We start from the raw sequence: 13872 nt of genomic DNA on the forward strand, positions 1-13872 counted from the left end.
CGCGACCCCGCGGCGCCGACGAGCAACGGGCCACGAATCAAAACGAGTCCCTCGTACATGAGAAGCGCCGCGCGCGGCGACTTTGTTCTGCGCCGTCTCAAAGGCCGGGACCAAATGAGGCCCTCGCGCAAAACAAAAGCGACACGCGCGTGTCGCTTTTGTTTTGCGCACCGTGTCCGCGTGACCAGGGCGCCCGCCGGTCAGTATCGCCATAAAGCGTTAAACTGCAAAGCTTTACAGATAACGTACAGGAAAGCTTCGCCGAACCCGTTCCCATTTTCACACTAACCCGAAGCGCAAGCGAGGTTTTGCCTCTTTTTCACGTTCCTCGCTGGCGCTTCGGGTTGGTGTACGGCACCTGCGTACCGGGTTAGGCGAAGCTTTACAGATAACGCACGCGGATTTCCTCGTCTCGGCAACGAGCGCGCGTCTCGCGGTGGGCGGCATCCGGCGGAACAAAAATGACATCGTTCTTCGGCGGGGCCAAGCCGAGATTCTGCGCAGGCCAGTCCCACACTACGAGGTTTCTCCCGAGCCTTATCTACCGACCGGCACTTCGTTGGAGATTTTTTGCCGCGTGCTGCCGACTTGCTCTTCGATAAAGCATGTCAGCGGGCCGTTCAGCTCCGTGCCGTCGGCGGCTTGCGCCTTGCCGGAAAGCTGCTGCCGTTGTTTGGCCCAGGTCGCGCCGGGAATCGGGAATTCGACTCTGCCCGACGGTCCGTTGATGATCCAGAAGTACGCGCCTGACGGATTGAGCCTGCCGCCATCGACGCGGCACTCGATGCTGAACGCGCCGCCCGCGCGCTGCTTGGCGTCCCAGAGGGTGACTTGGAGACCCGACGGCGCAGGTTCATTTGGCGCAGCCTCGACGGTGCTTGCCGCGTTGGGCGAAGAGCCGGCACCGTTGCCTGCCGCCGACGGATGCGAGCCGAGCCATCGATAAGCGACGATCCCCAGCGCCACGAGGACCACCGTGCCGGGCAGCAACACCAAGAACACAACATAGAGCAATCCGCTTTTCGATTCACCCTTCTTCGACGCTGCGACCGGCTGCAAACGGCGCGGGCGGCCACGTACCTCTGCTGCTTGATACGCCGCTGGCGCAACCTCCGCCTCAGCATAGGGTCCGCCGGCCGCGAACAGTTCGTCTGCATCGAGCGGCGTGGCCAGCGGCGCTCCGGGATGAACGACCTCCGCCTCCATCACGGGTTCCGCCTCATCCGCCTCGACGGGATCCGCCCAGGGAGTGGCGGGACGCGCCGGCTCCCTCACCCCGCGCGTGGGAATCGGAATCACTTCGCCCGATGAATCACTCGGCCTTCGTGTGCGCGACGTCGGCTGGGCGGGCCGGAGCCGCCGAGTGCCGGGCTGAGTTGCCGGCGCTGGCGGGCGTTCGACGGACGGCCGCCGCGGAATGGCTGACACCGCAGCCTCGATCGAAGCGGGCGGAACAAGGAACTTGTGTCCGCAGGCGCAGATCACGGCCTTGCCCACCTGCCGCTTTTCTCGCGTGTACGCGGCTTTGCACTTCGGGCACTCGAAAGAGTCACTCATAGCTACTGCTCTGTCAGCCGTCCATTGATCGAAGGCGCAAACCTTCGTAGGGTGGGACCAGCGAGCTTGCGAGCGCCGGCCCACCGTGAAAACGACGCCGGTATCGGTGGGCCGGCGCTCGCAAGCTCGCTGGTCCCACCCTACCGCTGCATCCATCCGTGGACCAATCACCTATTGCTGGCCGCTGTCAGACTCCGTCACATCGTGAATGCGGTCGACTTCCAGGGGACCGAGCGTCTGCCGGATGCCGCTGGGCCAGCGGATTTCGACCCGCTCGAGCCGCTCGGCGTCGCCCAGGCCGAAGTGCAGCGTCTTGGACGATTGCGAGAGATAGCCGCCCGCGCACTGCACCTGCCGCACCAGAGTCTGTTTGCCGAGTTGCAAGCGGACCACCGCCCCGATCGCATCGCGGTTGCTTCGCACGCCGCGCAGCCGGAAGGACACGTAGTGCCGATCGGGAAAGTGATTCTGAAAGTAATACGGGCGGTCGTTGAAGTTGTTGACCACCAAGTCAAGCCGGCCGTCACCGTTGAAATCGGCCGTGGCCGCGCAACGAGAGCTGCGCGGCGCCTCGCGGTCCCGCACGCGATCGGGCAACAGCGTGCCCTCGCGGGGCGGCTCGATTCCCTCCTCGGCCGCACGGTCGCGGAAGGTTCCGTCACCATTGTTCATCATCAGATAGTTGGGCCAATAGAAGAAGGGATAGCCCATGCCCGAGGGAACGAAGGTATCTTCGTAACCGTCGTTGTCGAAATCGCCGACGGCGATGCCCCAGGGCCAGAACGTTTCCAGGCCCGCGGCGTCGGATACTTCGGCGAACTTGCCCCCGCCGTCGTTGCGGAACAGCGTGTTGCCGTAGATGATGTTGTCAAAATCGAAGCCCAATTGCTCGCGGAAACGCCTTTCCAGCGTGCGCATATAGGCCCGTTGCGGGGTTTCGGGTGCCTTGTCCGGTCCCTTGATGCTGCGAAACTTCGTTTTTGGTTGCACCAGACGCACGTCGTCGAAACCGATCCACATGTCGGAGTGCATGTCGGTGATGAACAGATCGAGGCGGCCGTCGTTGTTGAAATCGAAGGCCTTGGAGCCGATGCCGCCCATCGACGTTTTTCCCAGCGTCTCGCCGGTCACGTCTTCGAAGTGTCCCTGGCCGTCGTTGCGGTAGAGTTGGCTCGTGCCGAACATGTTCGTGACCAGCAGATCGATGTCACCATCTTCGTCAAAATCGAACACGGCCACGTCTCCGCTCCACCCCTTGCCGGACAGGCCGGCTTCGCCGGTGACGTCGGTGAAAGTGCCGTCGCGGTTGTTGCGAAACAGGACATTGAATTCGCGATCTCCGAGATTGAACACGTGCTTCCAGATAAAGCCGGCCCCCGGATAATATCGGCCCACCTCGTCGTACTCATCGGTGGTCCAACGCGCGGTGTTGGTCACGAACAAGTCCAAGTAGCCGTCATTGTCGTAGTCGAAGAAAGCCGGGGTTTGTGAATGGGCCACCAGCGCCACGCCCGCCAGCTCGGTCGCATCGGAGAAACGCCCGCCTCCCTCGTTTTTGAACAGGACGTTGCCGCCGCGCGTGCTCGTGACGTACAAGTCCTGGTCGCCGTCGTTATCGTAATCGGCGAACGCGGCACCGACGCACATCCGGTCGGTGAGAGCCAACGGGCCGGCCGCGGAGGTGGCCTTGGAGAACGTGCCGTCGCCGCGATTGCGGTACAAACCGTTGTCGCCAAATTGCTTGAGAAACAAAACATCGTCGTTGCCGTCGCCGTCGTAATCGGCGACCGCCACGCCGCAACCGTGGTCGTACAAATTGACCTTGAATTGCTCGGCCGATTGCTGCCGCATGCGGAAATCGATGCCGCTTTTGGGCAGAACGTCGCGAAAACCGGGCTTTCGCGCAGGACGCGCAGGCAGCGGATGGCCAACGCCTTCAACCTGCTCCGCGGCCGGAGAGGACCGATCGCCTTGGCCGACGCCAAAGGAAATGAGCGCGGCGATGAGCAACGCCGCAGGCACCAAAAGCAGGAGTCCAACGACGACAAGAGAGGGTCTTTGATTCATCCTGGCTGGCCGGAGGGAGTGGAGATGGACAGACAAACGGGCTTCCGACGGGCAAAAAAATCCGCCGGCCGCGGCACCATGTATTTTACTCCACCGGACCGCTTCCTCCAAGCGAAGGACCGCTCCGAGCGACAACGGCGATCAACCCTTTCGGAGCGCGATGCGTTACCCGCCGCTTGCCGGGCGGCGCCCCGCTTGCCAGCGGCGAAGAAGTTGCTCGTTCCACCTCAGCGTATCGGCCCAGGCCCGGTCGTAAAGGTTGGCGTTCCGCCCGCGCAGCGGCACCGCCGAAAGCCAGATGTCGGGCTTGATTTCCGCCAGTCGCTCCAGCGAGCTGGCCAGCAATCGCGCGTCCCAACCAAACGGCGGGCCTTGACGTTCGAGCCGGGCGACCGCGATCGCATCCGTATCGAACGGCGCCGGACCGCTAACCAGCACCAGCGCCTCGCCCTGGCGAAATGAGTAGGCCGCCTGCGGCGTGCCGAGACCCTCCAGCGGCCAGGCACGCAGGTTGTTCCAACCGAGGGCGGGCAACTCCTCGGCGGCAACGACGGCGGCGCGTTCCGGGCAAAACGCCGCCACCGCTTCAAGGCAGCCCGCCGGAGCGACCACGCGGCAGCCGGTGCCCTCGACCATTTCCTTCAGCCCGGCCAAGTTCCCCGTGTCGCACGACGTAAGCACGACCGCCGCAACGGCGGGCGCGGGGATCCCCAACGTTTGCCAAGCGGACGCCAGTCGTCGAGATGCGCCCTCGCCGCACGCGCCGTCGAACAGCAGTGCGCGCCCGTTCTCCACCAGCGCATACGCGGCCCGACCGTCGAAATCGCCCAAGTAGTAGAGGCCGTCGAGGACCGCCTTGGGCCTGCCGTCCAAAAAATCCGCTCCATCCCGCGCATAGCGCTGGCAGACGAGTCGCAGCTCGTCGATGCCGCGATCGACGAGCGATTTCCATTCCGCCGCCGTGAGCCGCGGGTCGGGAGCGGCCAGGTCCGAGTCAGGGTGGCCGGGCAGAACCAGGTCGGGGGCAGGCAACTGCCGCAGCGTCTCGAACGAGCGGAGATAACGTTGGGCGTCACCGCCATAGCGGGGGGGCAAACGCGCCGAGTAGGTCCCCAAGGCAACCGTGAGCGTCGAAATGGTGTCGCCCGTGAAGAGCATCCGCTGCCCGTCCGCCTGAAGCAGAAAACAGCAACTCCCCGGCGTATGCCCCGGCGTGGCCAAGACGGTGAACCGCGCCTGGCCCAATTCGAGCACTTGGCCGTCGGCCAATTCGCCGTCGACGACGGTGGGATGCAGGGCTTCGCCCTCGATATCAAACTTGGAAAAAATGGCCTCCCACGGCCCTCCGCGGCGCAACGTGCCGGCGTCGTCGCGGCCGATGTAGATCTTGGCTCCCGTCAGGTCGCGCAGTCGTTGAGCGCCCATCGTGTGGTCGCCGTGCGCGTGCGTGAGCAAGATCATTTTCAGCCGGCCAAGATCGAGGTCCAGTTTTGCCAGTCCGGCCAGCAGCCGGTCATGGGCCGACTCCAGCCCGCTGTCGATCATGGCCAGGCCGGCCGACGTCTCCACGACATAGACGGCCGAAGGCCGCATGTCGCCCAAGATATAGATGCCCTCGGCGATTTTGGCCGGCCCCCGCGCCAAGCACTCGGCGATCGGCTGGGGAGCCGGCTGCGGGCGGTCCGCCGCGGGCGCGGCGGAAAAACCTGGCGCGAACTGCCGCCATAGGACCAGCGCGACGATTCCCAGGAGGGTCGTCCCGATCACCGGCAGGCCGATGATCATCGCACCGAAATGCCACCGTTTCTCATTGACCATATCGCTTGCCTGGCGCTGCCTGCCAGTGCCGCAGCAGGTGGTAGTTCATCGTGAGCGTGTCCGTCCAATCGCGATCATAGAGATTGGCGTTGCGTCCGCGCCAGGGGACCGCGGAAAGCCAAACATCGGGCATGACGCTCTTCAGTCGCGAAAGCGACTCGGCCAGCAATCGCGCGTCCCAGCCGGTCGGCGGCCCTTGTTGACTGCGCTTGACGAATTCGTCGAAATCCGCATCGATCGGCACGCTTCCGCTGACCAAAGCGACCGTCTCGCCCCGGCAAAAATGGTAGGCGGCCTGGGGCCCGCCGGCGCCGGCAACCGGCAGGGAATGCACCTCTTCCCAACCCAGCGCCGACAGTTCTTCGCTGGAAACAACGTTGGCGCCTTCGCAAAACCGGGCCACCGCTTCCAGGCCCTCCGGCGGAGCGACCACTCGGCAGCCGGCGCCTTCGACCACTGATTTCAGGCCCGTCAAGTTCTCCGCTTCACATGAGGTCAGGACCACCGCCGAGATGGCGGGCGCGGCCAGGCCCAGGGCTTGCCAGGCCGCCGCGAGCCGTCGAGCGGCATCTTGCCCGCGCACGCCGTTAAACACCAGCGCCTGCCCGCCCGAAAGCACGGCATAGGCTGCCTGGCCTTCGAAATCGCCCAAATAATACAGCTCATCGAGAATCTGCTTCGCGCCGCCGTCCAAGAAATCAGCACCGTCCCGCGCGTATCGTTGGCGGATAAGCCGTAGCTCATCGACGCCGCGCTGGAGCAGCGCGTTCCATTGCGCCGCGCTGAGCCGCGGGTCGGCGGGCGCCGGTTCGTAGCCGGGATGGCCCGGCAGAACCAGATCGGGCGCCGGCAACCGCCGCAGCTTCTCGAACGAGCGAAGATAACGGTTGACTTCGCCACGATATCGGGGAGCCAACTTCGTTGCGTAAGTCCCCGTGTCCGCGCTGAGCGTCATGATCGTATCACCCGCGAAGAGCGCCCGTTGCCCCTCGACTTCCAGCAAAAAACAACAGCTCCCCGGCGTATGGCCGGGAGTGGCCACGACGGTAAACCGCGCCTGGCCCAGTTCCAGCACCTGCCGATCGGCAAGCTCGCCGTCGACGGTGGTGGGGTGAAGGGCTTCTCGCTCCATATCGAACTTGGAAAAAATGGCCTCCCAAGGCGCACCGCGACGCAACGGCCCCGCGTCCTCGCGGCCGATGTAGATTTTGGCGCCCGTCTCGTCGCGCAGCCGTTGAGCGCCCAGGGCGTGGTCGCCGTGCGAATGCGTGAGCAGAATCATTTTAAGCCGGCCGATGTCAAGACCCAGTGTCGACATTCCGGCCAGCAGCGTATCGTGGGCCGACTCCAGGCCGGCGTCGATTATCGCCAAGCCGTCCGACGTTTCGACGACATAGACGACCGAGGGCCACATATCGCCCAAGAGGTACACGCACTGGGCGATTCTCACCGGCGTCGGCGCCAGTGGCCGGGCGGTTCCCGCCAGTTTCGGCACGTTGCGTTTCGCAATGGGCAGGGGCGAGGCGCCTGCTGTGCCCAGACGCCACAGGCCCACCCCAATCGCCACGAGCGTCGCCCCGAACGCCAGCAGACCGATGACCATGGCGCCTGAACGCCACCGTTGCTGACTCGGTAGGTCGCTTGTCTGGTGCATTGTTTTGGCTGATCGTAGAGGGTGACGTTTCGCGCCGTGGGCGCGCCGGCTACGGAGCCGGTTGTTATGCCCGCGCCGGCAAGGCGCTACTCTTCGGCGGCGCCCTCCGGCTCGATGACTTCGTGCAAGCGATCGACGGCCGGGGAGATCAGCACTTGCCGCATCCCGCTGGGCCAGTGGATTTCCACACGGTCGATCGACGTGACGTCGCCTAGGCCGAAGTGCAAGGTTTTCGACGGTTGCGAAAGATAACCTCCCGTGCATTCCACCTGCCGGACCATCACTCCGCCGCGGTAGTGGAGTTTGGCCAGCGCGCCGATGGCGTCGCGGTTGCTCCTCGTCCCTCGCAATCGAATGGCGGCATAATGGCGCCGAGGGAACTGGTTCTTGAAATAGTAGGGAACGCCGTTGAAGTTGTTGACCATGAGATCGACCCGACCGTCGCCGTCGAAGTCGGCCGTCGCGGCGCAGCGGGAGCTGCGCGCGGCTTGGCGGGCAAAGATGAGTTCGCTCAAGAATTGCCCCTCGCGAGGCGGCTCAACGCCTTCTTCCGCCGCTCGGTCCACAAACGTGCCGTTGCCGTTATTGAGCAGCAGACTGCAAGGGTAGTAAAAGTAGGGATAGCCCATGCCCGAGGGAAGGTAGACGTCTTGGTCGCCGTCGTTGTCAAAGTCGCCGGCGGCGATGCCCCAGGGCCAGAAAGTCTCCACGCCCGCCGCGTCGGAAACCTCCCTGAAACGTCCCGCGCCCTCGTTGCAAAACAGGCTGTTGCCAAACAGCACGAGATCGTAATTGAGATGCAAACGCTCCATCGACATCGCTTCCTGCTCAACTTTCTCGGGATGAAGATCGACCCTCGGCCCGTTGAGGTATCGATACTTCTTCTGCGGTTCGACCAGATCGGGTTCGTCTTGCAGAATCCACATGTCCGAATGCATGTCGGTGATGAACAGGTCGAGGCGGCCGTCGTTATTGTAATCGAACGCCTTGGCGCCGATGGCGCCCATCGACGTGCGGCGGAGCGTCTCGCGAGTCACGTCGTCGAAGTGGCCCCGCCCGTCATTGCGGTAGAGTTGGCTGACGCCGAACATGTTGGTGACCAGCACATCGAGGTCGCCGTCTTCGTCGAAATCGAACGCCGCGACATCGCCGCTCCAGCCCTTGCCCGATAGCCCCGCCGCGGCCGTCGCGTCGCTGAAGGTGCCGTCCCGGTTGTTGCGAAACAGCATGTTCGACTCGCGGTCTTGGACATTATAGACGTGTTGCCACAGGTCGCTCGGGCCCCGAAAGTAGCGGGCCTGGGCGTCAAATTCGTCCATCGTCCAGCGCGCGGTATTGGTCACAAACAGGTCGAGATAACCGTCGTTGTCGTAGTCGAAGAAGGCGGGCGTTTGCGAATGGGCAACCAACGAAACGCCGGCCGGCCCGGTTACGTCGCGAAAGCGGCCGGCGCCGTCGTTTTCGAACAAGACGTTGCCTCCGCGAGTGCTCGTGACGTAAAGATCCTGATCTCCGTCGTTGTCGTAATCGCCGAAGGCGGCGCCGACGCAGATGCGATCGTCCAGCGCCAGCGGCCACGCTTCGTCCGTGACGTTGTCGAACGTTCCGTCGCCGCGGTTGCGGTACAGGCCGTTGGCGCCGAGTTGGTTCAGGAAGAGAACGTCGTCGGCGCCGTCCCCATCGTAATCGCCCACCACCACGCCACAGCCGTGGTCGTAGAGGTTGACTCGGAACTCCCCGCCCTGCTCTTGCGGCAAAAACGACATGCGAAAGTCGATGCCGTTCTGCGAGGCGACGTCACGAAATCCGGATATGCGCTGCGGTTCGCGTGCGAGAACCAGCCAAACCGCCGTCATGCCGGCGAAAGCGATGAACGCCACCGAAAGAATGTTGACCCCTTTCGAAGGTCTGCGGCCCAACCGTCCCATCGTCTGCTCCCCAGAGTCTCATTTGCGGAAGTTCTCGCGACAGGCGAAGCTTCTCGTTGGTTTAAGGGACCGGTTTTGTCCTTCATGTTACAGGCAGTCCTATTACAATCTGGTTAGAATTTAGCGGAGCCCCGGCTCGATTGCGAAACGGGATTCTCTCTTCCTCATTCCGCTGATTGATTATAGATTGCGACACTGGAACGAGAAAGGGTCAGGCGAAACACCCGAAACACCGACGACGCCATGCAAGTCTTCCTGCGGGGTCGTAGCGCGATCGCGAACCTCCTGCTCCGGAAGCCGCACTACGGAACGCTGACGCTGGCGGAGAACGCCCCGCGGCCTTCGGCACTCCGAGATTTCCCGGCCGCCAGGGGGAGACCCCGCTTGGGCTTCTTGCGAAGTCGGAGATCCTCAACCTCACCCGTCAATTCGAAGTCGAACACCTGTGGTTCGTCGCGGCGCTCGACGTAGGCTGTGAAGCCCGACGTGGCGGGATCGAGGTACTTCCGGGGCAGCAAGGGGATGCCCCTCTGAAGACGCCCAATCTTGGTCATCGACTCCTGATCCTGAGCGATCACATAGCGCTGCGGAAAGCCGAGGACGGGGATATAATCGAGCGGCCAGTCTTCCGGAACGCCATCGGGCCAGAGGTCCCACACCGCCTGTTCGCGAATGTAGCGCTTCACGTCGCCGCCCGCGGAGGCCAGGGCGGCCATCTTTTTGTTCACAGTTGTTCCGTCGTATTCGTGGTACTTTTCCATGTAAACCGAGTACTCACGGTCCGGCACGGCGCCGCGGGGCATGTCGCTGCTGGAAAAGAAGGTGGTCAAGTGGTAACGGCCATCGGCGTCGGTCAGTCCGTGGGCGGTCTGGTCGTCGATAAGCTTGTTCAGAAAGACAACCAGCGCCCCTTCCACCGGCTGGCCGTTGTGCGTGACACGTCCGACGACCTCCACCGTGCGCGGCGGCGGCGAACAGCCCCAGGCCAGGCAGAGAACCGGCAGCAGCGAGGCGGCCCAGCGGCGGCGAAACGTGGCTTGAGACATACTTGCCCTCAGTGGTCCGTTGTCAGGTTTGCGTCGTCAACGATCAGGCCGGTGACCGAGGAGGAACCGGGCGCCGCAGTGCCGGGCGCCGCAGTGCCGGGCGCCACAGTGGAAGTCGCCCGCTCCGCCGCGCTTTCTTCAGGGCCCCGTCGATCTTGCCCCAACTCGGCGCGATGCATCTTGGCCAGGTCCTCGCGGCCGAGCTCTTCGTAATACTTGACCAGCGCCTGGTGAGCGCCTGGGTGCAAGGGATTCCAGCGCAGCGCCGACAGCATCATGGCGGCCGAAGCCTTGGGGTAGCCCGATTTTTGCAACACTTCGCCGAGTTCATAGCGCAATTCCGCGTCTTGCGGACGAGTCACCAAATCCAGCTCCAACTCCGACTGCCGCTGTGCGAGCTGCTCCAACTCATGCGCGCGTTCGGTCGAACGCTTCGCTTCTTTTTTTCGACCGGTCTTTGCCAGGCACACGCCGAGCCGATAGTGCAACTGCGAGTTATGGTCGTCCAAGGCGACCGCCTCGGCAAGCAGCTTGACGGCCAGCGGCAAGTCTTGCTGTTGCTCGGCGAACTCGGCCAGGGCCGATAAGGCGGCTGCCCTCTGCGGCGGAGGCAGCCGGTTCGCTTCGAGCATTTCCGTTAAAACCTGCTTTGCTTCGTCCAACCTCCCCTCATGCTTCAGACACGCGGCGATGCCGGACATGGCCGCCGGATCGGCGGACCACTGCTGGTGACAAAAGCGAAAGTGCTCCAGCGCGTGTTTGCTGTCGTGCTTCGCCTGCAGCACGTGGCCCAGGCCCAGATGCGCGGCATAGTTTGCCGGTTCGATTTCCAGCACCGTTTGGTATTCTTCCTCTTGTTTGAGGGCTTGTTGGGTGAGCTCGAAAATCTCCGCGCGCAGCAACCTGGGATAGGCGAGTTGGGGCTGCCAACGGACCCAATAATCGAGCACCAGCATCGCGTCGCTCATGCGATATTCCGCCAAGTAGCCCAGCGTGAGCGACGTGTAGATTTGCCGCGCCGTATCATCGGGCAACGGACGCAGCAGCATTTTTCGCAGCTCCAATTCGGCCTCGCGGTCGCCGGCCTGAAACGCCAGCAGCGTCAATTGGAAGCGGACCTCCTTCTTGGGCCAGCCCAACTTCATCGCCTGTTCCAGGTGGGTGCGCACCTCGTCGATGTGCCCCGCCTCACGATTGGCCACCCCCAACAGGAACTGCACTTCGGCCGAGTCGGGGCGGAGCGCTGCGGCGTCGTTCAACTCGAACACCGCGTTGTCGGCCAGCAGCGCCGCCAGCGCATAGCGCGCCGTCCGCAGGTGCGAGAAAAACCGCCAACTCCGCCAGGCCCAGGGACCGGCGGCACAAGCCAGCAGCAGGCAACCTACCACGAACCAGCGCCGCCGCCGCGGCGCTGAACTCTTGACCTCAGCCTTGAAACTGTGCATTCGCCCGCTATTCCTTGGTCAAAGGAAAGTCGAATGCCTGGGGGCCGCCGTCCTTCACTTCCGCCGTCAGTCCCGACTCCGCCGGGTTGGCGTACTTCGCGGGAAGCAGCGCCTTCGGGGCCGCTGCCTTGGCCGCCTCGGACGCGTCGTTGCTACCCCCCGACTCACTCGCGTGTGCGTAGCTGACCTTCTCCCGGTCCTCGTCCGAAAGCTCCGTCTTGTGAGTCGGGTCCATCTTCTGGATCATGGCCAGCGGTCCGGACGAATCATCGCTCTTGGTCACGATCACGCTGTATTTGCCGGGCACGACGCCCTCGTACATCTTGGTGGGGGTCTCCATAGTGGTCAACTTGCAAACACCCTGCGCGTCGGTGGTGCCGAAGGCGGTGTGCTTTGTCTCCGTCTGCGCCGCTGCAGCCTCAAATAAAAACGACACAGTGGCGCCCTCCAACGGCGCGCCCTCGAAGGTCACTTTCGCCGTGACGGGGACCGTTTTCACCTTGCTGCCCTCTGTGCAGCCTGCCGCCGCGGCCATCAGCGTCGCGGCGGTCACGAACGAAAGAAGACGAGTTGTCATAAATCACCAGTCTAGGAAAAGCCAATTGTATGAAACGCCAGGTCTATGAAACCGCCTGAAAGCGGCTCAATTCGTTGCGCCGCCAAAATCGCCCGCGCTGATCATGTTGCCGTCCCGGCGGTCGCCCAAGCGTTGGTAGGTGTCGTAGTTCATGTTTTCATAGAGAAAGTGGACGGAGCCGTCTAGCATCACCACCTGGCCGCCGCCCGGATGCTTTGATTTCAGTCCGCCCGTCCCGGTCCAATTTGAGCCGCTGATCCAAGTGATATCGCCGATATTGGTTAAATATCCCAGGTTCACCATTTGCAAATAGCCGGGTTCATTGATGCAGGTCGGCAAATTGATGGGCGCCGTTGTGGCGAACCCCATCCCACCGCTGTTGGCGCCCATCCATCCGTCGACCTTAATTTGAGCCGCTTCGCAGTAGGGCCGTGTTTCGCCAAAGCCGATGGTGCTGGTGGTGCCGTCGCTGACGTCCTGAAAGCGGGCCGCCCATTGCACGCAGGCAAACGGACCCGAAATCCAACGGTCGTCGCCCGCATTGTGATACCAGCCGTTCCGCTCGATACCGGTGCCGAACCAGGCCCCCAGGGGCACACTTTGCGCCTGCCAACCCCCCATACTGGTTGCAAGCGGATAGGGGGTCGGCCCGACGAGCGGCGTGATCGGGCTATTGCCTCGGGCCGACGCGCCGAGGTTGGCCTGATAACTTTGATACTTGCGGTTGCCGGCAGTGCCGTTCGTCGGTCCCCACGAGACTCCGATGTTTTGCTCAAAGGTGCTATCGCTCGGGCAAACAAGGGATGGCAACTGCGTTACCGAAAGGCGAAGAGGTACGCCGGCCGTCTGGTCGGTTGGATCGCCCGTGCCGTACTTGGGCGGATTAAACGGCTGATCGGCAACGTCGGGCGGAAGGCCCGTCCCGTTAGACACGGAATAGTTGGCGGCATTGCCGGGGTTGTTGATGTTCATCCGCATTTGACTATACAGGACTTGCTGCTCCAGGTAGGGCAACATGGTGGTGATGTGGGTGCCGCGCGCCGGCAAATTGTCTTGCGCTTTGCCGCTGTTGCTATTGCCGCTCCAATCGCCGAAGCCATAGGGCAAGCGGTTCCAGACATCGTGATAGTTCTGGAAGGCGAGGCCGAGCTGCTTCAGGTTGTTCGTGCAAGTGGTTCGGCGGGCGGCCTCGCGCGCGGCCTGAATGGCGGGCAACAACAAGGCGATCAAGATGCCGATGATGGCGATGACGACCAGCAACTCCACGAGCGTGAAGGCCAGTCTGGCTGGACGTTGCGGGTGAGACATGAATACGACTCCTTAAAGAGAAGAATAAAAAAAGCTTACAAGCTCTCGGCACGCCTGGCGCCGATGCGGTGGCTGCCTCTGTTCCCAATACGCCCCTTAGTATAGATCGGCGTTTCTTGAAGTCAAGCTCCCCATGTTATTTCTCCGCCCGTTTTTTTCTGCCCGCCCAGGCCCCCCGTACGGCGGAGAGGAGCTATATTTCACGCGGCCGAGAATGAGACGTTTTGCCGCGAGGAAAAGCGGTGGCTGGGGCAGAGCTTGGCCAGATCGTTAAGGCAAAACATCGTCAACCCATGCAAAAGGCCAAGTTTTCACCGGCCCAGGAGCAACCCGCCGAAACCCGCGGCCTCCCTCTTGAGTTCGCCCCCCGCGCGCGCTAGGATAGACTTTGCGCGGCCGATAACGAGGCGTTACATCCGCGAAAAGACGTCGTGGCTGGGGCAGAGCCTACGCGATGCCCCGGGGAGCCATG

At 63.1% G+C, this 13872-nt stretch carries 9 protein-coding genes; all 9 read right to left on the minus strand.

Features of this window, described 5'->3' with window-relative positions; translation table 11 throughout:
- Positions 1-537 precede the first annotated feature (537 nt).
- The 9 genes from VNH11_09830 to VNH11_09870 all read right to left on the minus strand — a co-directional run bounded on the left by VNH11_09830 (position 538) and on the right by VNH11_09870 (position 13400).
- On the minus strand, positions 538-1557 hold the full coding sequence (locus tag VNH11_09830; GenBank protein ID HVA46661.1) for a hypothetical protein: 1020 nt from the start codon (positions 1555-1557) through the stop codon (positions 538-540).
- A gap of 171 nt (positions 1558-1728) precedes the next feature.
- The gene (locus tag VNH11_09835; GenBank protein ID HVA46662.1) at positions 1729-3579 is read right to left on the minus strand and encodes a CRTAC1 family protein; all 1851 of its coding nucleotides are present in this window, start codon (positions 3577-3579) and stop codon (positions 1729-1731) included.
- A 210-nt stretch (positions 3580-3789) separates the two neighbouring features.
- On the minus strand, positions 3790-5442 hold the full coding sequence (locus VNH11_09840) for an MBL fold metallo-hydrolase (GenBank protein HVA46663.1): 1653 nt from the start codon (positions 5440-5442) through the stop codon (positions 3790-3792).
- A complete protein-coding gene (locus VNH11_09845) occupies positions 5432-7045 on the minus strand; it encodes an MBL fold metallo-hydrolase (GenBank protein HVA46664.1) in 1614 nt (537 codons plus the stop codon). Before VNH11_09845 ends, VNH11_09840 begins: the two co-directional genes overlap by 11 nt.
- Before the next feature lie 137 nt (positions 7046-7182).
- Complete coding sequence (locus VNH11_09850; protein HVA46665.1) at positions 7183-9024, minus strand: CRTAC1 family protein; 1842 nt, start codon at positions 9022-9024, stop codon at positions 7183-7185.
- 302 nt (positions 9025-9326) lie between these two features.
- A complete protein-coding gene (locus tag VNH11_09855; protein ID HVA46666.1) occupies positions 9327-10070 on the minus strand; it encodes a carboxypeptidase-like regulatory domain-containing protein in 744 nt (247 codons plus the stop codon).
- Between the two features lie 8 nt (positions 10071-10078).
- The gene (locus VNH11_09860; GenBank protein HVA46667.1) at positions 10079-11515 is read right to left on the minus strand and encodes a tetratricopeptide repeat protein; all 1437 of its coding nucleotides are present in this window, start codon (positions 11513-11515) and stop codon (positions 10079-10081) included.
- Positions 11516-11522: 7 nt separating this feature from the next.
- Positions 11523-12092, minus strand: a complete 570-nt coding sequence (locus VNH11_09865) for a hypothetical protein (GenBank protein HVA46668.1) — start codon at positions 12090-12092, stop codon at positions 11523-11525.
- A gap of 66 nt (positions 12093-12158) precedes the next feature.
- Positions 12159-13400 (minus strand): DUF1559 domain-containing protein, encoded by a 1242-nt coding sequence (locus VNH11_09870; protein HVA46669.1) that lies wholly within the window; start codon positions 13398-13400, stop codon positions 12159-12161.
- Positions 13401-13872: the final 472 nt, after the last annotated feature.

The organism is Pirellulales bacterium, from assembly GCA_035533075.1.
Taxonomy (GTDB): Bacteria; Planctomycetota; Planctomycetia; order Pirellulales; family JAICIG01; genus DASSFG01.

What these genes read in the sequence shown, in the direction of transcription:
- VNH11_09830 (HVA46661.1), bottom strand. Translation starts at nt 1,557, where the DNA reads ATGAGTGACTCTTTCGAGTGCCCGAAGTGCAAAGCCGCGTACACGCGA.
- VNH11_09840 (HVA46663.1), bottom strand. Translation starts at nt 5,442, where the DNA reads ATGGTCAATGAGAAACGGTGGCATTTCGGTGCGATGATCATCGGCCTG.
- VNH11_09845 (HVA46664.1), bottom strand. Translation starts at nt 7,045, where the DNA reads ATGGTCATCGGTCTGCTGGCGTTCGGGGCGACGCTCGTGGCGATTGGG.
- VNH11_09850 (HVA46665.1), bottom strand. Translation starts at nt 9,024, where the DNA reads ATGGGACGGTTGGGCCGCAGACCTTCGAAAGGGGTCAACATTCTTTCG.
- VNH11_09855 (HVA46666.1), bottom strand. Translation starts at nt 10,070, where the DNA reads ATGTCTCAAGCCACGTTTCGCCGCCGCTGGGCCGCCTCGCTGCTGCCG.
- VNH11_09860 (HVA46667.1), bottom strand. Translation starts at nt 11,515, where the DNA reads ATGCACAGTTTCAAGGCTGAGGTCAAGAGTTCAGCGCCGCGGCGGCGG.
- VNH11_09865 (HVA46668.1), bottom strand. Translation starts at nt 12,092, where the DNA reads ATGACAACTCGTCTTCTTTCGTTCGTGACCGCCGCGACGCTGATGGCC.
- VNH11_09870 (HVA46669.1), bottom strand. Translation starts at nt 13,400, where the DNA reads ATGTCTCACCCGCAACGTCCAGCCAGACTGGCCTTCACGCTCGTGGAG.